This is a genomic window from Embleya sp. NPDC055664, from assembly GCF_053618075.1.
In genome coordinates, this window is record NZ_JBSHGZ010000046.1 from 1 (window position 1) to 26,211 (window position 26,211).

Here is a 26,211-nt window from a genome sequence, read left to right on the forward strand (position 1 = left end):
GCTTGCCCGGACGTCGACCCCGCCGACCGGCAGGCGCGGATCGGATGCGGAGATGCGGTCGACGAAGACCGAGCCGGGGGCATACCCCCGATCAGAACAGCGGGCGCTCGCCCGTCGTCCCCGCGATTCCCACCCAGCGGCGCCATTCCGCGACCAGACCCCAGCTGTCCTCGCCGGTGTTGGCCACCAGCAACTCCCCCGAGCGCACGACGTGTTTGCGCATCGCGCTCTCCGCGGCCACCCCGTCGCGCCGGCGCAGTGCCTCGACGATGTCGGTGTGCTCCCGGAGCGCGGTCTCCACCGACTGGTACCTGGGTACGCTGAGCCGCCCGTCCAGTGCCAACGTCTGACGCAACTCGCCGACGAACTTGGCCAGTCGCCGGTTTCCGCCGGCCCGCAGGATCACATCGTGCAGCTTCTCGTCGGCGGCGAAGTACTCGGGGCCGGCGTCGGGGTGCGCCGCCATGATCGCCAGTTGGGCGGCCAGTTCCTCGTCGTCGCGGGTGGTCATCACCGCCGCGGCGCTGCGGCACGCCGGCGGCTCCAACAACACGCGCAGGCTGCACAGTTCGACCACGCCGCGCCCGTCCGGGCCGAGCACGCGCGCGCCGCGGTTGCGTTCGATCCGGACCAGTCCCAGGTCCGCCAGTTTGAGCAGGGCCTCCCGTACCGGCGTCCGGGAGGCACCGAACCGTTCGCCCAACTCCCGCGCGGAGTACAGCGTCCCGCGTTGGAGTGTGCCGAGCCGGATCGCGTCGCGGATCTCCGCGGCGATCTGCTCGGACTTGATGTCCGCCGACGACGGTAACGACGACAAGGGGTTCCCCAGACCGGCCGAGCGACCAGGAGTACGATTCCCGGCCCGCTCGACCCGAGGCCGGAGCGGCCAGGATAGCCGCCGGAACCCGACCCCCGTCCGCCGCCCGCCGGCGGCTCCGGCACCCGCCCCGACGGGCCCTGCGTCCGGCGCGGCGGGTTCACCGGCCGCCGCGAACTCCCTCGTGGATCAGCCGGTTGCGAGAGTTCGAGGCGGACCGCCAGGCCGTCCAGCATGCGCTGGAGGCCGTAGTCGAAGTTCGCCTCGCGCAGTTGCTCGGGATCCCTGCCGCGCATCGCCGACTGGCTCTCCCGGACCCGGGGATGGTCGCGCATCGCCTCCTCGGCGCTGGGTTGCAGGCTCTCCATCAATTCCTGTTCGGTCCGACCGCTGCGGGCGAGCATGGCCAGGTAGGCCCCCTCGCTGGTGGCCATCCCGATCACATAGGCCAGGACCGTACTCATCGCCTGATCGCTCTCCTCGACGGCGAAGCCCGCGCCCTCGACCACGGCGAGCATGCGCTCGGACAGCCGAATCACGTTCGGCCCCAGGTAGGCCAGTCCCACCTGGCCGAGCACCGCCGCCACCCAGGGATGGCGCAGCACCATCGCGCGCACGCTGTACGCGCAACTCCCGATCGCGGCAAGCCAGTTCGCCGGATCCCCCGGATCCGGCACGGTCAACTCGCCGTAGACCTCGTCGACGACCAGCTCGATCAGCTCGTCCTTGTTGGCCACGTGCCGGTACAGCGAGCTGGCCCCCGCGCCCAAGCGGGTACCCTCGCTGGCCGCGACCTTCGCCGCCAACCCGGAGCAGCTGATCGCCGGTCGGGTACTGATGGGCGTCGGCGGGGCGCTGATCATGCCGAGCACGCTCTCGATCCTGATCACCGTGTTCGACGACGAGGAGCGGCGGAAGGCGATCACCGCGTGGAGTGCGGTGGCCATGGTGGGTCTGGTCGGCGGGCCGGTGGTCGGCGGCGTGCTGATCGCGCACTTCTGGTGGGGCGCGGTGTTCCTGATCAACGTGCCGATCGCGATCGTCGCGATCATCGCCGCGCTCGTGCTGATGCCGGAGTCGAAGGGGCCGTGGCGCAAGTCCGACCCGCTGGGCATGGTGCTGTCGATGGTCGGCATGACCGCGCTGGTGTGGACGATCATCGAGTCGGCCAACGGTGGTCTGTCCCACCCGGGTACGCGGATCTCGCTCGTGGTCGCGGTCGTCGTGCTGGTGGCGTTCGGCTTCTGGGAGACCCGTACCGCGCACCCGATGGTCCCGCTCGCGCTGTTTCGGAACCGGGTGTTCAGCGGTGCCGGTTTCTCGCTGGTCCTGCTGACGTTCGCCAACGGCGGGCTGATGTTGATCCTGACCCAGTACCTCCAGTTCGTGCTGGGCTATTCGCCGAGCAGGACCGGTCTGGCCTTCGCCCCGATGGCGGTCGCGTCGCTGTTGTTCAACGGCATCGGCGCCACGCTCGGCAACAGGATCGGCAACCGGCCGATGACGGCGGTCGGCCTGGTGGTCATCGCGGTCGGCTTCGGCACCGTGGCGAGCCTGCCGTCGGAGGCCGGCTTCGCACTGCTCTCCGCCGCGACCGTGCTGATCGGAATCGGCAGCGGGCTGGCGATGCCCGCGGCGACGGCGGCGCTGATGGGCGCGGTACCGGCCGAGCACGCCGGCGTCGGCTCGGCGCTCAACGACACGGTGCAGCAGGCGGGCGCGGCGCTCGGAGTGGCCGTCCTCGGCAGCATCCTGTCCGGCACCTACACCGGCGCCATGCCCGACACGGCCCCCGAACAGGCCAAGCAGTCGATCTCGGACGCACTCGCCATGGCCGACACCGCCGGCGACCACCACCTGGCGAACACCGCCCGCGAGGCCTTCACCACGGCAATGTCCGCCGGCTTCTGGACCGCCGCAGCCTGCATCCTGGCCGCCGCCCTCGCCCTACTCCTGATCCGCAACCAGACCGACCCCGGGGAGGCCACGGGCGCGGAGGCCGAGGGCGCAGGCGCGGAGGCCAAGCGCGCAGGCGCCGGGGCCGAGGGCGCAGGCGCGGAGGCCAAGCGCGCAGGCGCCGGGGCCGAGGGCGCAGGCGCGGGCGCGGGGGCCAAGCGCGCAGGGGCGGGGGCCAAGGGCGCAGGCACGGGAACGGAGGCCACGGGGACTGGGGCGGGGGCAGAGGCCGAGAGCGAGGGCACGGGAGCAGAGGTGGCGGGGACCGTGGGCGCCGTGGCCGAAAGCGTGAAAGCCATGGGCACTGTGGCCGCAGGCGCGGTGGGCATCGTGGCCGCGGGCGCCCAGAGCGACATGAGCGTGGCCACAGGGGTGGTGGGCACCATGGCCGAGAGCGCCAAGGCCGACAGCGAGGGCAAGCGCGCAGGCGCCGAAGGCGCCGTGGGCGCGAGGATCGTGGACGCCCAGAGCGAGGGCACGGGGGCCATGGCCGCCGGGGCAGTGGCCGCCGAGGCTGCGAGCCCGGAGGGCGGCGAAGCCCAACCGGCGTCGGCCGAGCCCGCCCCCACCTGCGCAGCGGCGGCCCACTGACCTCCCACACCCGGACGATCTCGCACCACAACGCCCCGACGGCCCACCCGCCGTCGGGGCGCGGTGGCATCAGTCGGTCCAATTGGACTCGAACACCCACACGCCACCCGACAACCGATCGGCCTCGAACACCGGCCGGACCGATGGCACGCGCACTGCGGACGAAGCCACAGCCATCGCCCACCCACCTGCGGCCCACCGGATCTCAACCACGGCCGGGCCGAGGGCGATCGCACCCCAAAGCGGACCGCAGCCGTTGCCCACCCACCTGCGGCCCGCCCGCCCTCAACCACGGCCAAGCCGAAGGCGATCGCACTCCCCCGCGAACCGCAACCGGGCCGCCCACCAACCTGCAACCCGGTTGCCCTGGGACGCCGAACGAGCCGAATGTATTCGCCAGTCGCCGCAACCTCGGCCGACAAGCCCGGCAACCGGCCTGCGGCCCACTCGTCCTCAAACGCCGGACGGGCTGGATCCGTCCACCAGCGCTCTCGGCCTGCGGCAACAGACCGGCAGGTCGAGTGCCTATGACGGTAACTACAACCGGACGAGGTGCGATGGACGTATTGGGGGGCGGGAGTTCACCAAACCGGACGGCGTGAAGTGCCGTGGTCTCGGCGCGAGAGAAAACCGCAGGTCAACGGGAAGAGAAGCCGTTTCGAGCGCCTCGGGATCCGGTTTCGACCTCGCTGGGCACTTTCGGTGGTCTCAACGACCTCCGCGAGGTCGCAGCAATCGAAGCCCGACCCCGACCGGGCAATTTCGGTCTCCACAGCGACGGTGCAAGAGGCCGGAGCACACGAAACCGGCACTCGACGCCCGACTTTCCACCCCAACCACACAAAACCGCAGGTCACCGAAGCTCGACGCCCACAACCACCCACCGCGATCCGGTCACGAACCCCAACACCCCTTCAAACACCCCCGAAACACCCCGATCCACCCAGGAAGGCACCCGGAGAACCCGACCCGACCACCCACCCGCTCCCCCGCTGCCGGCCGCCGCAGCAGGTGACCCTTGGGGCGTCACCGCGCCGGCAGGAAACTCCATGACTCCAGCGGCGGCTACGCGTGGTGGCGGGCGAGGGGGTGAAGCCCATCACGCGGCCCAGGAAGCGCTGCTCCGCCGGGTCGAACCACCGCCGCGAGGGATCACCGGGCGGCGCTCCATCGACGGGCCGTGGTCCCCTCCCCGCCGGCGGCTGCACACGTGGTGGTCGGTGCGGTGGGTGAAGGCCGTCACGCTGCCCGAGCGGCGCTGTTCGGCCGGGTCGAACCGCTGCCGTGGGTGATTGCCGGGCGGTGCTTCGTCGGCGGGCGTGGTTCCCTTCCGCCGGCAGTTATGTGTGGTGGCTGGTGAGGTGGGCGAAGGCGACCACGTTGCCCATGTAGCGCCGTGTGGTTTGGTCGAAGCCGGCGCCGCAGGTGATCAGGCGGAGTTCCGCTGTCTTGGTGGCGCCGTAGACCCGTCGGTCCGGGAAGTGCTCGGCGCGGTAGACCTCGATCGCGTCGATCGTGAAGACCGCGGTGCCGCCGTCGGCGCGATCGACCTCGACCGTGTTGCCGCGATGCAGCGCCCCGAGGTGGTAGAAGACGGCCGGGCCCTGGTCGGTGTCCACGTGTCCGGCCACGATCGCGGTGCCGCCGGAGCCGGGCGACGTGCCCCTTCGATACCAGCCCGCGAGGTTGGGCTCGTCGGTCGGCGGGGCCGCGAGCCTGCCGCTGCTCTCCAGGTCCAGGCCGGTCAGTGGGGCGTCCACGCCGATGGCCGGGATCCGCACGCGGGTCGGCGCGGCGGCGGGCAGCGGGGCGAGCGGCGGCGGATCTTGCGGCGCGGGTCGGGCCTCGTCCGGGTACACGTCCGCGACACCGGGCTGCGGCGGCGGCCCCGGAGTCCCGGTGCCGTTGACGAGCAGCGCGACCCCCAGACATATCGCCACCACCCCCGCCCCGACCGGCCCGATCCCCCGCTTCGCCACACGCTCCTCGGCGACGACTTCTGACTCCACCGAACCTCCCGCCACTGCGATCGAGGTGGGTCGACATCGACCCGGGGCTGCTGGTGATGCCCGACGTCACACGCCGCCGGTGGTGGCGCCGACTCACTGACGTGAGGGAGCGACACATGGTCGACGGGGCGCAGGTGGGTGAAACACACGACGTCGGCAGCGCACGCCCGCCGAGTCGAATGGGCAGAGCATCGCCGGTGGCGCGGACCCCGGCGGCAAGCGCGCGAAGCGCCATCGATGGCACGAACGCGGGCCGCGCCGTCGCCGGGTCGCGCCCCCGCCCGCCGCTGCGCCCGCCGCGCCCCCTCGTCCGTGGCCGTCCGAGTGCCCGCGTCGCCGATGTGGGTCGGGCGGCGCGGGCACCTGGTGCGTGGGGGTCAGGGGTTGCCGGCGTTGCGGCGGCGGTGCAGCACGATCAGGCCCGCGCCGGCGGCGAACAGGCCTGCGCCGAGGGCGATGTCGGCGTTGGTGTCGGTGTCGCCGGATCCGTCGGACGTACCGCCCGCGCCGGTGTGCATGCTGCCCGAGGGGGCTGCGGCGTGTGCGTCCTCGTGGCCGGGGGCGTTGCCATGCGCCGACTCGGGCTTGCCGTCCGCACCCTTGCCATCCGCGCCCTTGCCGTCCGCGCCCTTGCCGTCGGCGGCCTTGCCATCCGCACCCTTGGCGTCTGCACCCTTCGCGTCTGCACCCTTGGCGTCTGCGGCCGTGGCGTCCGGGCACTGCTTGGCGGCGTTCGAGGCGGTGGTGGTCATCTCGTTCTTGGCGCGTTCGAGTTGGTCCTGGTGGGACTTGTCGGGCCGGCCGGCGGCCGTGGCGGTGTGCTTGCCGTAGTCGGCGACGGCCGCGTCGTACGCCAGTTGCGCTTTCGCGGCGTCGGCGACCGCCTTTGCGCACTCCGCCGGATTGCTCTGGGACGAGGCCGGTGCGGCGGCATAGGCGAGCGCCGGGGCGGCCAGGGCGAGACTCGCGCCGAGCAACGGCGGACCGAGCAGCCTGTGGATCGAACGCATGATGGAACCTCCGGCGAGCGCGGACGCGATAGCGACCTACCGCTGGGACAGCCGTGCTCGCGACTTCCAGGTAAGCCGGGCGGGTACCCTCGCGCACGCCGAAATCACCCGAAACGGGGCCGAACAGCCACGCTCCGTAAGCATGGGATTCCCGGTTTCCCCGCCCACACGGCCCCGACGAACCGGAGACACATTTCCGCCCCCGTCTACCCGAACGGGTGACCTGCGGCGTGCCCGCCCGCGCCGTCGCGGCGGCATCCCACCCCCGTGTGTGGGATGACGCCGCGACGGCTCGGGTCCGGAAGCGTCAGTGGGTGCTTCCGCCCTGGGCGGTGATGTCGGTGGTACGGATGGCGGCGGTGGTCACGATCGCCCGCAGCGCGTCGGCGATGGCGGGCAGCGGGAGCGAGGCGACGGCACGGTCGGCCACCTGCTCGGAGGCGAAGGGGACGTGTACGAAGCCGCCCCGGGTGGTGGCCCGTTCGGTGGCGATCAGGTGCATCAGGCCGTAGAAGACGTGGTTGCAGACGAAGGTGCCCGCCGTCGAGGACACCGACGCCGGTACACCCGCCGCGCGCGCCGCCGCGACGCACGCCTTGATCGGCAGGCCGGCGAAGTAGGCGGCGGGCCCGGTCTCGACGATGGGGACGTCGATCGGCTGCCGGCCGGCGTTGTCCGGGATGCGGGCGTCGTCGACGTTGATCGCGATCCGCTCCACCGTGACGTCCGGCCGGCCGCCGGCCTGGCCCACGCACACCACCAGGTCCGGGTCGACCCGCTCCACGGCGGACCGCAGTTCGTCGAGCGCGGTCCCATATACACAGGACAACCGCACCGCCGTCACCTCCAGGTCCGCCGCGGCCCCGGGCTCCGCCGCTACCAGTCGCACCGCCTCCCACGACGGATTGCTCGCCTCGCCGGCGAAAGTGTCGAATCCGGTGAGGAGTACGCGGGTCATCGGTGATGCCTCCTGAAACGGCGGAGCAAAGCGGGTGACGAAAGGGCCCGATCGGAACGCGAGAACGAATCGCGAGAACAAAACGCGAGAACGAAACGCCAAGCCGGAACGCAAAACCTCGAAACGCGAGGTCAGAACGCGAAGGCCGACATGATGCCGATGTTGACCACGAGCAACGCACCCGCCGTCGGCAACTGCGCCTTGATCGGCCCGTATTGGTCCTTGAGCCCGAGCAACGCCGCAGGCACGATGTTGAAGTTGGCCGCCATCGGTGTGCACAGCGTGCCGCAGAAGCCGGCGAGCATCCCGAGCGCGAGCACCACGGCCGGGTCGCCGCCGCCCTCGACCACCAGCACCGGCCAGCCGATCGCCGCGGTCATCACCGGGAAGGCGGCGAAGGCGTTGCCCATGATCATGGTGAACAGGAACATGCCCAGGCAGTACACGATCACCGCGACGTAGATCTTGCCGTCCGGCAGCACCTTCGAGGTGATCACGCCGACCTGCTTGCCGACACCCGACACCTGGAAGATCGAGCCGAGCGTGGCCAGCAGTTGGGGCAGCAGCAAGGCCCAGCCCATCGCCTCCAGCATCGACCGGCCCTCGTGCACGGGCACGCTGATCCGCTTCTCGCGGACCACCAGCATGCCCACGACGAGCGCGACGATAGCGCCGACGCCGAGCCCGAGGATGGTCTCGCTGCCCTTCTGCAGCACCGGTTCGGTACCCATGTGCCACTTCTTCACGAACACCGCGCACACCATCGCCACCACCGGGATGGTCAGTGCCGGGATGAAGATGCGGCTGCCGAGCCGGGACGCGATGGCGACCCGCTGCTCACGGCTGGTGGTGGGCACGGTGCCCTTGCCGGTGAAGCCGAAGCCGGCCAGACAGACCATCACCAGCACGGCCACGCCCAGCGGTTCGGCCGGGGAGGTCTTCTCCACGACCCGGGTGCTGTAGATGAAACCCGCGCCGAGCAGGCCCCAGAACGCGGCGCTGCCGAAGCGCTTGGGATTGCTGCGATCCACCAGCATCTGCGCGGCCATCACCAGGAAGACGGCGCCGACCAGCCAGAAGAACCATTCGACCTTGATCACTTGAGCGTCCCCTCGGCGGCGGAGTCGACGGCGGACGCCATGGCGGGGACGGCCCCCGCACCGGCCGGCGCCGCGGCGAAGTCGCGGGCCAACGTGCGGTCCAGGCGCAGCAGTCGGGCGCCGTGGATGAGGAACGCGAAGACGGCGGTGGGGATCGCCCACAGCGCCACGTGCAGCGGCTCGATGTGCTGGTGGTACGTGGTGTTCACGAAGCCCGTGATCAGCAGGATGGAACCGACCGCCAGGAAGCAGTCCTCACCGAAGAACAGGCCGACGTTGTCCGCGCCCGCCGAGTGCGAGCGGATCTTCTCGCGCGTCTTCTCGGGCAGCGGGCCGTGGCTGCGCTCGGCGGCGCCCTCGGCCATCGGCACCACGAGCGGGCGCACCGTCTGGGCCGGGCCGCCCAGGCTGACCAGGCCCACGGCGGCGGTGATTTGCCGCAGTCCCAGGTAGAGCACCAGGAAGCGGCCGGTGGTCAACTTGCCGAAGCGCGCGATCAGCGTACGGGCCTGTTCCTGGAGGCCGTTGCGTTCCAGGAGCCCGATGACGGGCAGGGTGATGGCGAAGATCGTCACGCCGCGACTGGACGCGAAGCCGTTGCCGAAGGCGGCCAGCACTTCACGCGGCGACAGGTCGCCCAGCAGGCCGGTGGCCACACCGGAGACACCGACCACCAACAGGGGGTTGCGTCGGGTGGCGAACCCTACGATCACCAGTAGGACGCCGAGGAGCACAATCATTGCGCAGCCTTCCACGCTCGGGTCCTCGAACAGTGGGGACGAGGAGGTGCCGAGGAGGCTAGGCTATTGTTGAACAATCCCACAAGACCTTGTGAACGGCGCGGGAAATTGGTGTACTCCTCCCGCACCGCTCGTCGCACTCTGGGGGACTCCACCGTATGACCCAAGATGTCGACCTTGCCCGGACTTCCGGCGACGATACACTCAGCCGTCTGGCCGCCGACCGCGACCTCCTCGGTCGCGCCGGCACCGCGCAGCGCGTCGCGGAGGTGTTGCGGGATCGGATCGCCGAGGGCGCCCTGCCACCCGGCACCCGGCTCTCCGAACAGGCCTTGGGCGCCGCCCTCGGCGTCTCCCGCAACACGCTGCGCGAGGCGTTCCGCACGCTGGTCGACAATCGCCTGGTGGTGCACGAGATGAACCGGGGCGTCTTCGTCCGGATGCTCGACCCCGACGACGTGACCGACATCTACGCCGTCCGACGCGCCCTCGAAGGCACCGGCCTGCGGGCGGTCTGTACGGCGGCGCCGGAGCGGATCGCGGCCCTGCACGCCGCGGTCGCGGGCGGCGAGGCGGCGGCCGAGGCGGGTGACTGGGCCGAGGTGGGCACCGCCGACCTGCGTTTCCACCGGGCCCTGGTGGCGCTCGCGGGCAGTCCGCGGCTCGACGAGTACATGACCCGCCTGATCGCCGAACTGCGCCTGGCCTTCCTGGCCATGCCCTCGGCGAGAGCGCTGCACGAACCGTTTCTGCGGCGCAACCGGGAGATCGTGGACCTGCTCGCGGGCGGCGACTTCGACGGCGCGACGGTGGTTCTGGACCGGTATCTCGACGACGCGTGCGAGATGATCTGCACCGCGATGCGAATGGACGGCGCATGAGCGTGAACGCCGACGCGGCCCCGACGGGCGAGGACTCGGACTCCGTCGTGATCGACCTCAACGCCGATCTCGGCGAGGGCTTCGGGCGGTGGCAGCTCACCGACGACGAGGCGTTGCTCTCCGTGGTCACCAGTGCCAACGTCGCGTGCGGCTTCCATGCCGGGGATCCGGTCACCATGCGCCGGGTGTGCGAGCTGGCCGCCGAGCGCGGTGTGCGGATCGGCGCGCAGGTCTCCTACCGCGACCTGGCCGGCTTCGGGCGCCGGGCGATGGACGTGCCCGCCGCCGAACTGGCCGCCGAAGTCGCTTACCAGATCGGCGCGTTGGAGGTGTTCGCGCGCGCCGCCGGTTCGCGCGTGTCCTATGTCAAGCCGCACGGGGCGCTGTACAACCGCACCGTGTGGGATGCCGATCAGGCCGGCGCGGTGGTGGGCGGCGTACTCCTGGCCGGCGGCGCGTTGCCGGTCCTGGGGCTGCCGGGCTCGCGCCTGCTCGAAGCCGCCGAGTCCGCCGAACTGCCTTGTGTGCCCGAGGCGTTCGCGGACCGCGCATACACCGCGCGGGGCACCCTGGTGCCGCGCGCGGAACCCGGTGCCGTCGTTCACGACGGCGACCGGGTCGTGGCCCGCTCGTTGACGATGGCGCGTGAGGGCGCCGTCGTCGCCATCACTGGAGAGCGGGTCGCCGTCTCGGCCCGGTCGCTGTGCCTGCACGGCGACACCCCGGGCGCGGCCGAGTCGGCGCTGCGGGTCCGCCGCGCGCTGCTGGCCGCCGATGTGTCCCTGGAGCCGTTCGCGTGAGGACCTTGCCGGTGGGCCGACACGCACTGCTCCTGGAGGTGGACACGGCCGACCGGGCCGAGGCACTGCACGCCGAACTGCTGCGCCGGCGCGCGGCGGGTACGCTGCCGGCCGTCCGGGAGATCGTCCCGGCGGCCCGCACCGTCCTGCTCGACGGGCTCGCCGACCCCGCCGCGCTGGCCGCGGACGTCACGGGCTGGCGCATCCCGCCGCTGTCGCCGGAGGCGGGCGAACACATCGAGATCGCGGTCCGCTACGACGGGCCGGACCTGGCCGAGATCGCCGAACTGTGGCGCGAGCCGGTCGAGCGCATCCCCGAGATCGTCGGGGCGATCACCTTCCGGGTGGCGTTCTGCGGCTTCGCGCCCGGTTTCGGCTATCTGACCGGCCTGCCCGAGCGCTATCACCTGGCCCGCCGGGCCACCCCGCGCACTGCGGTCCCGGTCGGCTCGGTGGGCTTCGCCGGGGAGTACGCGGGCGTATATCCGCGCTCGTCGCCCGGCGGCTGGCAACTGGTCGGCAGCACCGACGCGGTCCTGTGGGACGCCGACCGCGAGCCGGCCGCGCTGTTCGCTCCCGGTGTCCGCGTCCGCTTCGTGGCGGTGGGGCCGTGAGCACGGGACGCGGCGGCGTGGGCGGAACCGAGGCCAGGCGGGCGGAGCGGGACAAGCCGCGCCGGGGCGAGACGGGTCGGGGCGAGGCTCGCCGGCGGGAGGCCGGTCGCGGTGAGGCGGCGCAGCGCGATCCGGGGTCGGAGAGGCCTCGGGCCACCCACGTGAGTGACGCATCACGCACGATCGAGGTTATGCGAGCCGGCGCGCTCACCACCGTCCAGGACCTGGGGCGAATCGGCTTCGCACACCTGGGAGTGCCACGCTCGGGCGCACTCGATCAGCCGGCCCACCGCCTCGCCAATCGCCTGGTCGGCAATCCCCCCGAGGCGGCAACCCTGGAGACCACTCTGACGGGCACCGCCGTGCGGGTGCGCCGAACCACCGTGGCCGCGGTGGTCGGCGCACCCTGCCCGGTCCGCGTCGCCGGTCGCCCCGTCGCCTGGGGCGCGGCGATCCGGGTGCCGGCCGGCGCCGTCCTCGAGGTCGGCCCGGCCACCGCCGGCCTGCGCACGTACGTGGCACTCGCCGGCGGCGTGGCGGTCGAACCGGTCCTGGGCAGCCGATCCACCGACCTCCTGTCCGGACTCGGCCCGCCCCCACTCGCCGACGGCGACCTGCTCCCACTCGGCGAGCCCACCGGCCCCGCCCCACCGGGCGCGGACGTCCACCGCCGATCGGGCCCGCCCACCGAACTGGTGCTCCCCCTGGTACTCGGCCCCCGGCAGGACTGGTTCACCGAGGCCGCCCGTAACTCCCTCGGCGCCGCCCACTACACCGTGGCCTCGGCAAGCAACCGCATCGGACTACGCACCGACGGCCCCGCCCTGACCTGGGCACGCACCGACGAACTCCCCAGCGAGGGCATGGTGTTGGGCGCGGTACAGGTCCCGCCCGACGGCCGCCCGGTCCTGTTCCTGGCCGACCACCCGGTCACCGGCGGCTACCCGGTAATCGGCGTCGTCCCAGAGGAACACCTACCCGCCGCCGCCCAAGCAACCCCGGGCACCCCGGTCAGATTCACCCCCACCACCCACTGAACCCTGACCCCACGCGGCCGTTCCAACCCAAAAAGCCCTCCACAATCGGCCACCCAAAGCCACCCAAACCCGGCCCCACCCAGCCGAGACGCACCCCCGCCACAAACGCCCGACCCACCCGGAAAGGCCCCTGGCGGGGGCAACCGCACCCCCACTCTCCCCGCTACCACCAGCCGGTTCCCCCGACCAACAAGCACGTCCCGCCACCATCCCCAGGCCGGCCCCGGAGGGCCCCGCACGCCGGCGGCGGCCAACCCGGCGACTCCGACCAGCCCCGCACCAGGCACCCGCAACCCAAGGCGCAACGACCGCCGGGAACGCCCGACCCACCCGGGAAGGACCGCCGGCGGACGACCCAAGCGCCCACCCTCCCCGCCGCTGCCGGCCGGTTTTCGGTGAGCAACGCGCCCGTCTCGTCGGGATCCCTGGGTCCCGGAGCCCCGCACGCCGGCGGCGGCCGACCCGGCGACTCCGACCGACCCCGCACCGGCACCACCCGACCGAGAGGCAACCCCCACCGCAAACACCGACCCACTCGGGAAGGCCACTGGCGGACTCGACCCGACCCCGGCCGGTGCCCCCGGTTCGCGGATAACGCCCCCGCCCGCCCAACCGCCGCGTCGCAGCACCGCACCGCAGCACCGTCACGGTACCCCCGCCACCACCGGCGCGCCCCCACCCCCGCCGTCGCCACAGCCCCACCCCCTCCCCACGTCCACCCCACTCCCCACCCGGACGCGTACTCGCCGGTAGCAGCCCCGAGCCCGCCTTCGCGGCCCGGCCCAGCCGCTTGCACATCACCCCCACTCACCCAGCAGCTCGCCCGATTTGTCCATGAATTCATCACACCCTCACCCATGAATTCCTCACTCCGCATTGATGACGAATGCGACTTTCGGCGGCCTCGGGGCGCCGGCAGTGTTCCGGTTGGCACCCGGGCTTCCGGATGGAATAGGAGTGCGATGAATCAGGGATACGCGGTCTTCTGCGACGCCGATCGGCTGTTCTACGACGCGCCGTATCGGCTGCGCGCGGACGACGCCGGCCTGGCCACGCACTACGCCACGCTGAACCGCGAACTCCCCGACGGCTGGCTGCGCAATCCCTCCGGTGACTGGCTCGCGTTCCGGCCCGATCCGTGCGAACTGCCGGAGCAGGGCTGGAAGATCCACATCTCCGCCGTACACGCCAATGCCGAGCGGGTGTTGACCGTCGTCTGGGACTACTGCATCCCGCGCGGCATCGCGTTCAAGTGCATGCCGAGCCCGTATCTGCTGCACAACCGCAACGGCAAGTACGCCGACCGCGCGGCCAGCGGCAAGTTCGTCACCGTCTACCCCGCCGACGACGAGCAGTGTCGCGTGGTCGCGGAGGAGCTGTCCGCCCGTCTGGCCGGCGAGCCGGGGCCGTACATCCTTAGCGATCTGCGCTGGGGCGAGGGACCGGTGTTCCTGCGCTACGGCAGCTTCACCGAGCGCAACTGCCGCGATGCGCGCGGCGAGTTGTGTCCGGCGATCGAGGACGACACCGGCACGCTCGTCCCGGACCGGCGCGAACCCACGTTCCAGGTACCGCCGTGGCTGGATCTGCCCGCGTTCCTGGAGCCCCACCTGGCCGCCCGCACCGCGACCACGGTCGGCGAACTCCCGTACCGGATCGAGCGTGCGCTGCACTTCTCCAACGGCGGCGGGGTCTACCTGGGCCGGGATCCGCGCACCGACGAGCAGGTCGTCCTCAAGGAGGCCCGCCCGCACGCCGGACTGGGCGCCGACGGCGCGGACGCGGTCACCCGCCTCGAACGCGAGCGCGACGCCCTGCGCCGGTTGAGCGGACTGGCCTGCACACCCGAGGTGCGCGACTGGTTCACCCTCGGCGATCACCGGTTCCTGGTCCTGGAGTTCGTCGAGGGCCGCCCGCTGAACACCCTCTTCGCACTCCGCCACCCGCTGATCGAGACCGACCCCACGCCGGAGTCCCTGGCCGACTACACCGCGTGGGCCATGCGGATCTACGGCCTCGTGGCCGACGCCGTCGAGGCGATCCACGCGCGGGGCGTGGTCTTCAACGACCTGCACCTGTTCAACATCATGATCCCCGAGGACGAACAGTCGGTCACACTCCTCGACTTCGAGGCCGCCGCCATCGACGACGACACGCGCCGTCAGGTGGTTGCCAGCCCCGGCTTCGTGGCGCCCGCCGACCGACGCGGCTTCGACATCGACCGCTATGCGCTCGCCTGTCTGCGGATCGCCCTGTTCCTGCCGCTCACCAGCCTGTTCGCGGTGGACCGGAACAAGGCACGGCACCTGGCCCAGGTCGCGCTCGCGGAGTTCCCGATCCCGGCCGGCTGGCTGGACCCGGCGGTCGAGGAGATCCTGCGCGGGTACGACCCGGCACCCGAACGCGAATCCGGTACGCCTCCCGAGCGGGGATCCGGTACGCCCCCCGAGCACGCCCGCGCCGACATCCCCAAGCCCGAACACGCCCGCGCCGACGCCTCGACCCCCGGGCCGAACCGGGTGGGGACCACCACGTCCAACAGTTCGCCCACCGCCTCTGACGGCTACCTCCCCGTAGCCCTCGCCGACTGGCCGCGCAGCCGCGACTCGATGGCCCGGGCGATCATCCTGTCCGCCACCCCCGACCGCGAGGACCGCTGCTACCCGGGCGACATCGCCCAGTTCGCCGTCCCGGGCGGCGGGGCGTGCCTCGGCTCCGGGGCCGCCGGCGTGCTGTACGCGCTGGCCGAGACCGGCGCCGAACGCCACCCGGCGGGCGAGGAATGGCTGTTGCGCGCGACCAAGAACCCGCCCGCCGGCAACCCACCCGGCTTCTACGACGGCCTGTCCGGCGTGGCCTGGATGATGGAGCGCCTGGGTCACCGCGATCGCGCCCTCGACCTGGTCGACCTGATCCTCGGTCAGAACCGGCACGGCCTCGGCGTGGACCTGCACAGCGGACTGGCCGGACTCGCCCTCGCGCTGGACGACCTCGCCCGCACCACCGGCGAACACGCTCTGCACGATCGGGCGTTGGCCTGGGCCGAACAGGTCGCCGACCGAATCCGCACCGGCCCCCCGCCGACCCGAGCCGGCCTCCTGTACGGCGCCACCGGCGGCGCCCTCCTCTTCCTGCGCCTGTACGAACGGCTGCGCGACCCGGGCCTGTTGGACGCCGCCGCGGACGCGCTGCGCAGTGACCTGGCCCGCTGTGTGGTCGCCATCGGCGGCGCCCTGCACGTGAGCGAGGGCCGCCGTACGATGCCCTACCTCGGCGCCGGCAGCATCGGCATCGCCATGGTCCTCGACGACTGCCTCGCGCACCGACCCGACGAGCAATTCGCCGCCGCCCGGCTGGAGATCGCCCGGGCCGCCCGGGCCCGGTTCTACGCCCACCCCGGCCTGTTCCGGGGCACCGCGGGGATGATCCTGCACCTGAGCCGCACCACCGCCGACGAACATCACACACCCGATGAACCCCACACACCCGACACACGTGCCGCCGACCTGCGCCGGTTGGCCGACACGCTCTCCTGGGGCGCGATCCCCTACCGGGGCGAACTCGCCTTCGCCGGCGACCAGATGATGCGGCTCTCCATGGACCTGGGCACCGGCACCGCCGGTTGCCTGCTCGCACTGGGCAGCTCCCTGCACGACCATCCCGTGCATCTGCCCTTCCTCCCGCCGCCTCGGCGGCCCTGAAGCCGGTCCCGTTCTTCACGGACCGAGGCAGAATCGGCCCACCCTTCGGGCGGGCCGCGGCACCATCCCGTTCCACTACCGAGAGGAATGATCACCATGGCACTTCTCGACCTGCAGACGATGGCGGCGGAGGAGACCGAGCTGGGCGGCGGCGGCCACGGCGGCGGCAGCAACGTGAGCCTCCTGCTCTGCGGCAACAGCAGCCTGAGCCTGCTTCAGTGCCGCTGACCTCTGCCTCTCTTCGGGAGGCTCCGAGCACGCCTCTGAGCACCCCGAGGTAGCCAGGACGAGTCGACAGCGGTCCCGGGCGGCGGCATTCCGCCCGGGACCGCTGTTCGTGCATTACCCCCGCACCCCCACGCCCCCACACCTCCAACACCCCCCACACCCCCGCGACGAAAGCGAGGAACCGCGCCGGCATGGCCGCCACGGACCGCACCCCCTACGGCGCATCGGCCGCGCCCCCCGGGACCGCCCATCTGCTGGCCGGCGCCATGCGCCACAGCCCGGGCCGCACCGCGGCCGTCTTCCTGTGCAGCGCGGTGGCCGCCGGCGTCGCGATCGTGCTCCCGGCCGTCCTGGGCCACACCCTCGACCTGCTGCTCGACGACGCCGACGGCCTGCACGGCGCGGTCGTCCTGTGCGCGGTGCTGATCGTCGCCGAGATCGTCTGCACCGCCCTGGAGGCCCTGCTCGGCGGGGTCGTCACCGCCCGAAGTGCCGCCTGGTTGCGCCGACTCGGCGTGGACCACCTGCTCTCGCTCGCCCCGCACCGGGCCGGCGAACACGCACCGGGCGATCTGGTCACCCGACTCACCGGCAACGTGGCCGAGGCGAGCACCGCGCCGACCACCGCCGCCGCCGGCCTGGCCACGCTGTTCGTCCCGATCGGTGGTCTGGTCGCGCTGGGCGTGATCGACCCGTGGCTGCTCGCGGTGTTCCTGGCCGGTGTCCCGCTACTGGTCTGGCTGTTGCGTGCCTTCGCCCGCGGTTCCTCGGAGAGCGTGTCCGGCTACCAGAAGGTCCAGGGCGAGATCGCCACCCGACTGGTCGAGGCCCTGGGCGGCGCCCGCAGCATCGCCGCTGCCGGCGGTGCGGCCCGCGAACTCGAGCGGATCCTCGACCCGTTGCCCAGATTGAACGCGCAGGGGCGGCGGATGTGGCAGGTGTACGGGCGGGCCATGGCGGGAGCGGGCATCCTGGTCCCGCTGCTGAGCACGGCGGTGCTCGCGGTCGGCGGGGTACGGCTGGCCGGCGGGCACCTGACCGTGGGCGAACTGCTCGCCGCCTCGCGCTACACCGCGCTCGCCGCCGGGCTGGGCGTGGCGGTCGGCGGCCTGGACGCGCTGGTGCGCAGCCGTTCGGCCGCGCGGCGCACCGCCGAACTGCTCGCGATCCCGCCGATGCGGCACGGCACCCGAGCGTTGCCGGCGTACGGTCCCGGGCGGCTCGAACTGTGCGGGGTCACCGTACTTCGGGGCGGCGAACCGGTGTTGCGCGGCGTGGATCTGGTCGTGCCCGGCGGCGCCACGATGGCCGTGGTCGGGCGCTCCGGCGCGGGCAAGTCGACGCTCGCCGCGGTCGCCGGGCGGTTGTGCGACGTGGACGCGGGCGTGGTGCTGCTCGACGGCGTGCCGCTGACCGAGATCGACCCGGCGCGGTTGCGCCGCGAGGTCGGCTACGCGTTCGAACGGCCCGCCCTGTTCGGCGAGACGATCGCCGACGGCATCGCTTTCGGGCCCTACCGACCGCAGCCCGCCGGGATCGAGGCCGCCGCCGCCGCGGCCGGCGCGGACACCTTCATCCGACTGCTGCCCGGCGGGTATGCCGCGCCGCGCACGACCGCGCCGTTGTCCGGCGGCGAACTGCAACGCCTCGGCCTGGCTCGGGCGTTCGCGCACGCGGGCCGGTTGCTGGTGCTGGACGACGCGACGTCCAGCCTGGACAGCGTCACCGAACTGCGGGTGGATCGGGCCCTGGTCCACGACGTCCGCGCGGGTACCCGGCTGCTGATCGCCCACCGGGTGTCCTCGGCGGCCCGGGCCGATCTGGTCGCCTGGCTGGAGGCGGGCCGGGTGCGCGCGGTCGGAACACACGAGCGGTTGTGGGAAGAGGCGGACTACCGGGCGGTGTTCGTCGCCGCCGAGGCGGACGACGCGTCGCCGGGCCCCGGTTCGACCCGGGACTCGACCGGGACATCGAGGTATGGCCCGATCGGGGATGGGCATTCGACCCGGGAGGGCAGGTGACCGAGGAGCGTTCCGGGGTGCCCGCCCTGGCCCGGCGTTTCCTGGCCCGACGCAGGCGGGTGCTGGTCCGGCTCGGCGCGTGGTCCCTCCTGGAATCGGCGCAGACCTTCCTCGGCGGCTACGGCGTGGCGATGGCGCTCGACCACGGTTTCCTGGCCGGCCACACCGGTACCGGCCTCGCCTGGCTCGTGGTCGCGGCGGTGGCGGTGATCTGCGGCGGGGCGGCCACCGGCGGGGTGTTTCGCGGACTGGCGGACCTGGTCGAGCCGTTGCGCGACGGGCTGATCCGCCGGGTGGCCGACCGGGCCCTGACCGAGGCGATCGAGGCCCCGTCGCGCGCGGCGGACGGGGCGGTGGTGTCCCGGTTGACCAATCAGACCGAACTTGCCCGGGACAGCTTCGCCGGACTGGTCCTGGTGGCCCGCTCGTTCGTTTTCACCATGCTCGGCGTGCTGCTCGGACTCGGCGCGCTGGCCCCGGAGTTGCTGATCGTAGTGCTGCCCCCGCTGGTGCTCGGCCTGGCGTTGTTCCTGGCCACGCTGGCGCCGATGGCGGCCCGGCAGCGGGTGTTCCTCGATGCCGACGAGGCGTTGTCGACGCAGCTCGGCGCGGTCGCCGAGGGGCTGCGCGACGTAGTGGCGGCGGGCGCCGGGGAGTCGGTCGCGGCACGGACGCATGCCCTGATCGAGGCCGAGGCCCGGGCGGCGCGGGTCCTGGCCCGGTGGGCCGCGGCCCGTACCGTCGCGCTGGGCGTGGCCGGGCAGTTGCCGGTGTTGCTGCTCCTGGTCACCGCGCCCTGGTTGTTGCGGCAGGGGTTGACCGCCGGAGCCCTGCTGGGCGCGCTGACCTACCTGACCCAGGCCCTGCTGCCGGCCCTGCACACCCTGATGAACGCACTCGGCGCGGCGGGGACACGGCTGCTGGTCGTGCTCGATCGACTGACCTCCGGGCCGCGAAGTGCCGTTCACGGCGAGCCGGTTGCCGAGGAGCGGGACAGCCCCGCGGCCGAACGCGGCGCCTCCGCCCGGGTCGAGATACGCGGGCTGACCTTCGCGTACGGCCCGAACGCCCAGCCGGTCCTGCGCGACCTGGATCTGACCGTCGAACCCGGCGAACACCTCGTGGTGGTCGGCCCCAGCGGGATCGGCAAGTCGACGCTGGCCGCGCTGATCGCCGGCCTGCTCGAACCGGACCGGGGCGAGATCCGGGTGGCGGGGCAACCGGTGACGCCGATCGCTGCCGAACCCTCCCGCCGACGCGTGCTCATCCCGCAGCAGGCGTACGTGTTCACCGGCAGCGTCCGGGAGAACCTGCTGTACCTGTGCCCGGACGGCGCGTCGCCCGCCGCGCTGACCGCGACCGCGGCCGCGGTCGGTCTGCTGCCCCTGATCCACCGACTGGGCGGCTTCGACGCGCCGGTGGACCCCGCCTCCCTGTCCCAGGGCGAGCGCCAATTGCTCGCGCTCGGCCGGGCGCACCTGTCACCCGCACCCCTGGTGCTCCTGGACGAGGCCACCTGCCATCTCGATCCGGCGGCGGAGGATCGGGCCGAACGGGCCTTCGCCGAACGGCCCGGGACGCTGATCGTGGTGGCTCACCGGATCAGTTCGGCGCATCGGGCCGACCGGATCCTGGTGCTGGACGGGGTGCACGCGGTGTGCGGGACGCATCGGGAACTCCTGGACCGGTCACCGCTGTACCGCGACCTGGTCGGCCACTGGCACGCGGAACGCATCTGATCGGCCGTCCGGGCTCCGGGGGCGGCGGCGTGCGGGGCCAGGAGGCGTGGCCCCGCCAGGTCCGCCACAAGAAAAACGGACCCTAGACCCACCCGGCGTCGCGCGAGATGCGGATCGCGTCGATCCGGTTGCGGGCACCGGTCTTGCGGGTGATCGCGCACATGTAGTTCCGTACCGTCCCGATGCTCAGCCGCAGGCTGCGGGCGATCTCCGGGGCCGAGGCGCCCTTCGCGGCGAGCGAGAGCACCCCCAGTTCGCGCGGCGTCAGCGGTGCGGTCGCGGCGCGCAGCAGGTCGAGCGCGAGCGTACCGTCCACGTAGCGGCGGCCATTGGCCATCAGTCTTATCGCGCGCGGCAGTTGCAGCGGTTGGGCGTCCTTGTCCACGAAGCCCAGCGCCTTGGCCTCCGCCGCCCGGCGCAGGCTGCCCGGCCGCGCGGTGGTGGCCAGTACCAGCAATGCGCAGTCCCGGTCGACGGGACGACTCGGTAAACGGGATGCGCCGGGACAGTCCACGTCCACCACGCATACGTGCGGACGTTGGGCACGCGCCCGGTCGGGAGCGCTCTCCCAACTCTCGGCGACCACTTCGATGTCCTCCTCCCGATCGAGCAGCGCGGTCAGCGCCGATCTCATCAGCTCCGTGTCGTGCACCAAGAGAACCCTGATCATGTCCGCCCCCAGTCTGTGCCGACGCGCCTGAGGTGCCCGCCAAGCACGTCGATAGGTACCCCATCCCGAGAGTCTCAGCACTACCTGTAATCGGATGATTCTTTAATGCGACATTCAGATCTCGGGTTCTCGTCTCCTGTCGAACCATGATCGAGCCGGGCCGCTATCAACCGAGGGTTCGAAGGACTTCGGACACGCCGCCCGCGCCATCGCCGGCCGGGGTATACGGGGCTTGCGCGCCGAGGAGTCGGCCGCCGAGGCCGGCGTCGGCTCGGGGCTCAGGCTCGGGGCTCAAGCCCGGGGCTCAGGCTCAGTCATCGTCGTCGTCGCCGAAGACCTCCTCTGCGAGCATGCCGCCCAGGAAGCCCGCCGCCGCGCCGGTCGCCATCCCGCCCAGGCCGGAGCCGCCGCCGCGCGCGCCGGCCTGCGATCCGGCCTCGCCGCCGGTGTTCACCCAGGGGCTCGGCCGCATCGCGTCGTACGACGAACCGCCGTGCGGGGTACGTGCCGCGTACTCCTCGACGGCGCGCCGGATCCAGGTGTCCACGGTGCCCGCAAGGTTTTTGCTCAGGTCGGTGTGGTCGAGGCGGGTGCCGGTGTCGACGCCCAGGCCCGGGCCGAGGCCGAACGTTTCGCCGCGCGGGCCCACACGCACCGAGACGTGGGTGGCGTTCGGGGTGGAGCGGAAGGACAACGCCACCTCCCCGCACCTGTCGGCGTAACGCGGGGCGACGTGGAACGCGACCTCCTGGCGGAACGGCAGGTCCTGCTCGGCGCCGAACCGACCCATCGTCGGATCGGCGTCCTTGAAGGTGAAGCCGAGCGCCGACGCCGCCTCCAGGACCCGCTGTTGCACCGGCAGCGGCTCGATGTCGACCGCGTCGGCGGCGTGCCGCCGGCGACGACCGTCCAGGGCCATCAACGTGCGCAGCCCCACCGCCGGGTTCGCCAGACGTTGCCCCGCGACGGTGGTGAACGGCGCTTCCCAGGGCACGGGGAACGTGAACGGCAACTCCCGCTCCTCCCGCGCGGCCGGCCGCAGCGGGCCGCTCACCACGGCGTCGGCGAAGGGGATGGGGCCCTCGCCTGCGCCGGCGGGACGCCCGATGCCGGCGGCCGTCGACAGGACCAGGGACAACGTCACGCTGCCGACCTCGGCCGGGCGGCTGCCGCCGACGACGGTGACCCGGCCCCGGAGGGTTTCACCGGGCCGGGTCACGGGCGTCGACAACGTCGTCCGTACGTCGGGGGCGCCCACGCCGATGGCATCGAGAACACGGTTGAACACCATCTGGTGCTTTCCTTTCGGAGATGTGCGGTCGCAGATAGGAACGCGCACGAAGCTCCGATAGTTGCGTACTTGCGCAACTTTTAAATCACAGCGCCCCGGGAGGGCCTACACGCCCACCTCGCGCACCCGTTCGGCGAACTGCTCCGAGGTGACCACGTCGGCCGTGGACTGGGCCAGCACCACCAGCGCCGCGCGGTGCACCTCCTCGGCCGACATCGCGCCCCAGCCCAGGTCGGGGTGGTCGTAGGTGGCGCAGGCGTCGGCGATCACCAGCGTCCAGTAGTCGCGGAACATCGCGTCCCGGGCGGTGGCGTGCACGCAGTCCTCGGTGGTCACGCCGGTCACCGCGACCATGGTGATGCCCCGACCGCGCAGCAGCATGTCCAGATCGGTGCCGTGGAATCCGCTGTAGCGGTGCTTCTTGACCACCACCTCGCCCTCGGCGGGCGCCACGTCGGGGTGGATCTCGCTCCCGGGCGTGCCGTCGACCAGCGCCTCGCCCGACGCGATCGGCGGGTACAGGTCGCCGTAGCGCCCCCGGTCGGAGCCGTCGGCGCGGTGTACGTGCGCGGTGTAGACGACCATGATCCCGGCCTTGCGACACAGGTCGAGCAGGCCGGCGAGGGTGGGCAACATGGCGCGCCCGGCGGGCGATTCCAGCGGCGCGCCGGGAGAGATGAAGTCGTGCTGCACGTCGACGACGATCAGCGCGGTGCGCGCCGGATCGACGGTACTCACCTGGTAGCCCATGACGCGGACCTCCTCGACACCGTCTGGATATGGCGTTGAATTGACGGACGCCACAGTAGCTCTATATCCCAAGGTTGAGAAGATCCGTTCCCGGGACAGAGCCGGAGCCGGAGCCGGAGTCAGCGCGCCGCCAGCGTGTCGTCCACCCACTCGCTCGCGAGCACCTCGTCCAGGACCAGGCTGCCGGCGCCGAGCATGCACGCGTCCCGGCCGGTGACCGCCGTGGCGATCTCCAGGTCGCGGGTGGCCAGCGGGAGGCAGCGTTCGTAGATCGCCCCGCGTACGGCGGCCACGAACGGCTCGGCGGCGGACAGGCCGCCGCCCAGGACGAGCACGTCGGGGTTGAAGAAGTTCACCAGCGGGACGAGCACCTGCCCGGCCAGCCGGCCCGCGTTGCGGACCAGCGTGGTCGCCTCCGGCACGCCGTCGTTGACCAGTTCGACCAGATGGCGCGAGGAGGTGACCTCGATGCCCTGCGCGCGCAGTATGCGGCGCAGCGCCGCGCCGCTGGCGTGCGCCTCCAGGCAGTCGGAGTGGCCGCACGAGCAGGTGACCGGCTCGGGCACGTGTACGGGGACGTGGCTGATGTCGCCGGCGGCGCCGCGTCCGCGATGCAGTCGGCCGGAGACGATGATGCCGCAGCCGATGCCGGTGCCGGCCTTGACCGCCATCAGGTTGTCCCGGTCCGGCCAGCCGTAGCGGTGTTCGCCGACCGCCATCAGGTTGGCGTCGTTCTCCACCACCACGCGTACGCCGAGCAGTTCGCTCATCCGGCGGCCGATCGGGAAGTCGTTCCAGCCGGGCATCCGGGACGGGGCGACCACCTTGGCCTCGCCGGGGTCGACGGGTCCGGGCATGCCGATGCCGACGCCGAGCAGCGGCAGGTGCTCGACCTCGGCCTGACGCAGCGTCATGCGCAGGTTGTCCAGGAGTCGTTCGATCACCCGCTCGGGGCCTTCGGCGATCTCGCCCGGGAGTTCGTGTTCCAGGAGCACCCGGCCGGCCAGGTCGAGCACCGCCATGCGCACGTGATGGGTGCCGACGTCGACGGCGACCACGACGCCCGCGTTCTCGTGCAGGCGCAACTGTCGGGGTCGGCGCCCGCCTCGGGAGGCGCCCTCGCCGTCCTCGCGGAGCAGGCCGGCCTCTATCAACTCCTCGACGCGCAGCGACACGCTCGACGGTGCCATGCCGCTCAACCGGGCGAGTTCCGCCCGGGATCGACCGTGCCCCTTGGCCACCAGTCGCACCAGGTCACCCGCGCTTCCACCCAACGTTCCACTCCCGTTCGAGGCACACCTGCTGCGGTACGGCAGTGACAGGAATAGCACACCCCGTAATAACCAGCAAGGCATTGACTTTATTCGAATTTCGCTTCTACTGTCACCTGAAACTTCGATTCCGAACAAAGATGGAGCGTTGATGAAGCCCGCGTCGCCTTCTTCCGCCGTAGTGACGCCCATGGTCGAGGCGCGGGCCATCAACAAGTCGTTCGGCGCGGTCCGCGTGCTGACCGACGTGGACCTGACCGTCGCGGCCGGCGAAGTCGTCGTCCTGATCGGCCCGTCGGGCGCGGGCAAATCGACGCTGTGCCGCTGCCTGAACCGGCTGGAGAACGTCGACTCGGGCGTGGTCCTGCTGGACGGCGAGGAACTGCCCGCCGAGGGTCGGGCCTTGGCCCGGCTGCGCACCGAAGTGGGCATGGTCTTCCAGCAGTTCAACCTGTTCGCGCACAAGACCGTGCTACAGAACGTCACCCTCGGCCCGACCCGGGTCAAGGGTCTGTCCGCCGCCGACGCGGAGCGCCGGGCCCGGGAGTTGCTGGACCGGGTCGGCATCGCCGACAAGGCCGACCACTACCCGGCCCAGCTCTCCGGCGGTCAGCAGCAGCGGGCCGCCATCGCCCGGGCGCTGGCCATGCAGCCCAAGGTGATGTTGTTCGACGAACCGACCAGCGCGCTGGACCCGGAGATGGTCAACGAGGTCCTGGACGTCATGGTCGACCTGGCCCGCGAGGGCATGACCATGGTCGTGGTCACGCACGAGATGGGCTTCGCCCGCCGGGCCGCCGACCGCGTCGTGTTCATGGCGGACGGTCAGATCGTCGAGGTCGGCACGCCCGACACCTTCTTCACCGCCCCCACCACCGACCGCGCCCGCGACTTCCTGTCCAAGGTGCTCAGCCACTGACGCCCGCGCTCCGCCGGGCCCGTCCGTCCCGTCCCCTCTGTACCCCTGCCTAGCTGCAAAGGAAGGCCCCGATGTCCGGCTTCCCCCTGCGTCGCCCGCGCTCCGGCGCGTCATCGCGTCGGCTGCGTACCGCCGTTCCGGCCGTTTTGGCCGCGTTGTCCCTGAGCGTGCTGGCCGCGTGTTCCAGCGACTCCTCGTCCGACGCCGTCCCCGGCGGCAAGCCGGCCGGCGAGGACGTCGCCAAGAAGGCCGAGGGCGCGCCCGACGCCGCGATCCTGCCCGGCTCCACGATGGCCAAGATCAAGGAGCGCGGCTACCTGATCGTCGGCGGCTCCCAGGACGCGCCGCTGTGGTCGCAGCTCAACCCGATATCCGGCAAGACCGACGGGTTCGACGCCGAGATGGGCCGGCTGCTGGCCAAGTACATCATCGGCAAGCCCGAGGTGAAGATCGTCAGTTCGGCCACCGAGACCCGTGAGGCGCTGCTGCAGAACGGCACCGTCGACGTGGTCTTCCAGACGTACACGATCACCCCGAAGCGGGCCGAGCAGGTCGCCTTCGCGGGCCCGTACTACTCCTCCGGCCAGGCCATCCTGACCAAGAAGGGCGCGAGCGGGATCAAGACGCCCGCCGACCTGAACGGCAAGACCGTGATCGCCGGCGCCAACACGCCCGCGATCGCCGCGATCAAGCAGGTCGCGCCGGACGCGAAGGTGGTCACCTTCGGCAGCGACCCCGAGTGCGTGACGGCGCTGCGCCAGGGCCGGGGCGACGCGTACGTGCAGGACCAGGCGTTGCTGGTGGCCGACGTGAAGCAGAACCCCGACACCACCGTCGTGGGCGAGCCGTTCACCTCCGACCCGTACGGCATCGGCCTGAAGAAGGACGACGCCGCGTTCAAGACGTTCGTCAACGACTGGCTGCGCAAGATCGGCCAGGACGGTTCGTGGCAGACGGTCTGGAAGCAGACGCTCGGCACGGTCGTCGAGGGCAACCCGCCGACGCCGCCCGCGATCGGCGGCGTCCCCGGCTCCTGAGCCCCGGGGTGGGGGGGGGGGGGGGGCCGCCCCCCCCCCCCCCCCCGCACACCCACACCCCCCCCCCACCC

General features: G+C 72.1%; 21 protein-coding genes and 2 pseudogenes. 11 read left to right on the plus strand and 12 right to left on the minus strand.

What is annotated here, in order from left to right; genetic code table 11:
• Positions 1-91: 91 nt before the first annotated feature.
• The 3 genes and pseudogenes from ACWGR4_RS42570 to ACWGR4_RS42580 form a co-directional block, all read right to left on the minus strand.
• On the minus strand, positions 92-550 hold the full coding sequence (locus ACWGR4_RS42570; RefSeq protein WP_452133970.1) for a GntR family transcriptional regulator: 459 nt from the start codon (positions 548-550) through the stop codon (positions 92-94).
• 108 nt (positions 551-658) lie between these two features.
• Positions 659-817, minus strand: a pseudogene (locus ACWGR4_RS42575) (GntR family transcriptional regulator); the annotation flags it as partial.
• Positions 818-1,041: 224 nt separating this feature from the next.
• Positions 1,042-1,554 (minus strand): annotated as a pseudogene (locus tag ACWGR4_RS42580) (TetR/AcrR family transcriptional regulator C-terminal domain-containing protein); the annotation flags it as partial.
• Here ACWGR4_RS42580 and ACWGR4_RS42585 point away from each other — a divergent pair.
• Positions 1,544-3,364 (plus strand): MFS transporter, encoded by a 1,821-nt coding sequence (locus tag ACWGR4_RS42585; RefSeq protein WP_452133969.1) that lies wholly within the window; start codon positions 1,544-1,546, stop codon positions 3,362-3,364. The pseudogene ACWGR4_RS42580 and the gene ACWGR4_RS42585 sit on opposite strands and share 11 nt — an antisense overlap.
• Positions 3,365-4,704: 1,340 nt before the next feature.
• On the opposite strand, the gene ACWGR4_RS42590 is transcribed toward ACWGR4_RS42585, so the two are convergent.
• The 5 genes from ACWGR4_RS42590 to ACWGR4_RS42610 form a co-directional block, all read right to left on the minus strand.
• Positions 4,705-5,373: a class F sortase gene (locus ACWGR4_RS42590; protein ID WP_452133968.1), complete on the minus strand. Its 669-nt coding sequence runs from the start codon at positions 5,371-5,373 to the stop codon at positions 4,705-4,707.
• Between the two features lie 377 nt (positions 5,374-5,750).
• A complete protein-coding gene (locus tag ACWGR4_RS42595) occupies positions 5,751-6,383 on the minus strand; it encodes a hypothetical protein (RefSeq protein WP_452133967.1) in 633 nt (210 codons plus the stop codon).
• A gap of 307 nt (positions 6,384-6,690) precedes the next feature.
• Positions 6,691-7,341 carry a pyroglutamyl-peptidase I gene (pcp, locus tag ACWGR4_RS42600; RefSeq protein WP_452133826.1) on the minus strand — a complete coding sequence of 217 codons (651 nt, stop codon included), beginning with the start codon at positions 7,339-7,341 and terminating at the stop codon, positions 6,691-6,693.
• 131 nt (positions 7,342-7,472) lie between these two features.
• Positions 7,473-8,441: a DUF979 domain-containing protein gene (locus ACWGR4_RS42605; RefSeq protein WP_452133825.1), complete on the minus strand. Its 969-nt coding sequence runs from the start codon at positions 8,439-8,441 to the stop codon at positions 7,473-7,475.
• Entirely contained in the window at positions 8,438-9,181 is a 744-nt protein-coding gene (locus ACWGR4_RS42610; RefSeq protein ID WP_452133824.1) for a DUF969 domain-containing protein, read from the minus strand. Before ACWGR4_RS42610 ends, ACWGR4_RS42605 begins: the two co-directional genes overlap by 4 nt.
• Before the next feature lie 158 nt (positions 9,182-9,339).
• Between ACWGR4_RS42610 and ACWGR4_RS42615 the strand changes: the two genes are divergently transcribed.
• The 8 genes from ACWGR4_RS42615 to ACWGR4_RS42650 all read left to right on the plus strand — a co-directional run bounded on the left by ACWGR4_RS42615 (position 9,340) and on the right by ACWGR4_RS42650 (position 20,202).
• On the plus strand, positions 9,340-10,062 hold the full coding sequence (locus ACWGR4_RS42615) for a GntR family transcriptional regulator (protein WP_380003714.1): 723 nt from the start codon (positions 9,340-9,342) through the stop codon (positions 10,060-10,062).
• Complete coding sequence (locus ACWGR4_RS42620; protein ID WP_452133823.1) at positions 10,059-10,862, plus strand: LamB/YcsF family protein; 804 nt, start codon at positions 10,059-10,061, stop codon at positions 10,860-10,862. The genes ACWGR4_RS42615 and ACWGR4_RS42620 overlap by 4 nt, the downstream gene beginning before the upstream one ends.
• Complete coding sequence (locus ACWGR4_RS42625) at positions 10,859-11,476, plus strand: 5-oxoprolinase subunit B family protein (protein ID WP_452133822.1); 618 nt, start codon at positions 10,859-10,861, stop codon at positions 11,474-11,476. Before ACWGR4_RS42620 ends, ACWGR4_RS42625 begins: the two co-directional genes overlap by 4 nt.
• Positions 11,477-11,667: 191 nt before the next feature.
• Positions 11,668-12,513 carry a 5-oxoprolinase subunit C family protein gene (locus ACWGR4_RS42630; RefSeq protein ID WP_452133821.1) on the plus strand — a complete coding sequence of 282 codons (846 nt, stop codon included), beginning with the start codon at positions 11,668-11,670 and terminating at the stop codon, positions 12,511-12,513.
• 962 nt (positions 12,514-13,475) lie between these two features.
• Complete coding sequence (gene lanKC / locus ACWGR4_RS42635) at positions 13,476-16,214, plus strand: class III lanthionine synthetase LanKC (RefSeq protein WP_452133820.1); 2,739 nt, start codon at positions 13,476-13,478, stop codon at positions 16,212-16,214.
• Between the two features lie 96 nt (positions 16,215-16,310).
• The gene (locus ACWGR4_RS42640) at positions 16,311-16,442 is read left to right on the plus strand and encodes a SapB/AmfS family lanthipeptide (RefSeq protein ID WP_078980719.1); all 132 of its coding nucleotides are present in this window, start codon (positions 16,311-16,313) and stop codon (positions 16,440-16,442) included.
• Positions 16,443-16,633: 191 nt separating this feature from the next.
• Entirely contained in the window at positions 16,634-18,463 is a 1,830-nt protein-coding gene (locus ACWGR4_RS42645; RefSeq protein WP_452132589.1) for an ABC transporter ATP-binding protein, read from the plus strand.
• Positions 18,460-20,202, plus strand: coding sequence for an ATP-binding cassette domain-containing protein (locus ACWGR4_RS42650; RefSeq protein WP_452132590.1), 1,743 nt, complete (start codon positions 18,460-18,462; stop codon positions 20,200-20,202). Before ACWGR4_RS42645 ends, ACWGR4_RS42650 begins: the two co-directional genes overlap by 4 nt.
• Positions 20,203-20,284: 82 nt before the next feature.
• Here the strand turns inward: ACWGR4_RS42650 and ACWGR4_RS42655 are convergent, their stop codons facing one another.
• The 4 genes from ACWGR4_RS42655 to ACWGR4_RS42670 form a co-directional block, all read right to left on the minus strand.
• Positions 20,285-20,872, minus strand: coding sequence for a response regulator transcription factor (locus ACWGR4_RS42655; RefSeq protein ID WP_380003707.1), 588 nt, complete (start codon positions 20,870-20,872; stop codon positions 20,285-20,287).
• Positions 20,873-21,182: 310 nt separating this feature from the next.
• The gene (locus tag ACWGR4_RS42660; protein ID WP_452132591.1) at positions 21,183-22,163 is read right to left on the minus strand and encodes a sporulation protein; all 981 of its coding nucleotides are present in this window, start codon (positions 22,161-22,163) and stop codon (positions 21,183-21,185) included.
• Between the two features lie 105 nt (positions 22,164-22,268).
• Entirely contained in the window at positions 22,269-22,913 is a 645-nt protein-coding gene (locus tag ACWGR4_RS42665) for a cysteine hydrolase family protein (protein ID WP_452132592.1), read from the minus strand.
• A 119-nt stretch (positions 22,914-23,032) separates the two neighbouring features.
• Positions 23,033-24,187, minus strand: a complete 1,155-nt coding sequence (locus ACWGR4_RS42670; RefSeq protein WP_380003704.1) for an ROK family transcriptional regulator — start codon at positions 24,185-24,187, stop codon at positions 23,033-23,035.
• A gap of 148 nt (positions 24,188-24,335) precedes the next feature.
• On the opposite strand from ACWGR4_RS42670, the gene ACWGR4_RS42675 reads away from it, so the two are divergent.
• Together ACWGR4_RS42675 and ACWGR4_RS42680 are read left to right on the plus strand one after the other, a co-directional pair.
• Positions 24,336-25,103 carry an amino acid ABC transporter ATP-binding protein gene (locus tag ACWGR4_RS42675; protein WP_380003703.1) on the plus strand — a complete coding sequence of 256 codons (768 nt, stop codon included), beginning with the start codon at positions 24,336-24,338 and terminating at the stop codon, positions 25,101-25,103.
• A 71-nt stretch (positions 25,104-25,174) separates the two neighbouring features.
• Positions 25,175-26,140 (plus strand): glutamate ABC transporter substrate-binding protein, encoded by a 966-nt coding sequence (locus ACWGR4_RS42680; protein ID WP_078980331.1) that lies wholly within the window; start codon positions 25,175-25,177, stop codon positions 26,138-26,140.
• Positions 26,141-26,211 lie beyond the last annotated feature (71 nt).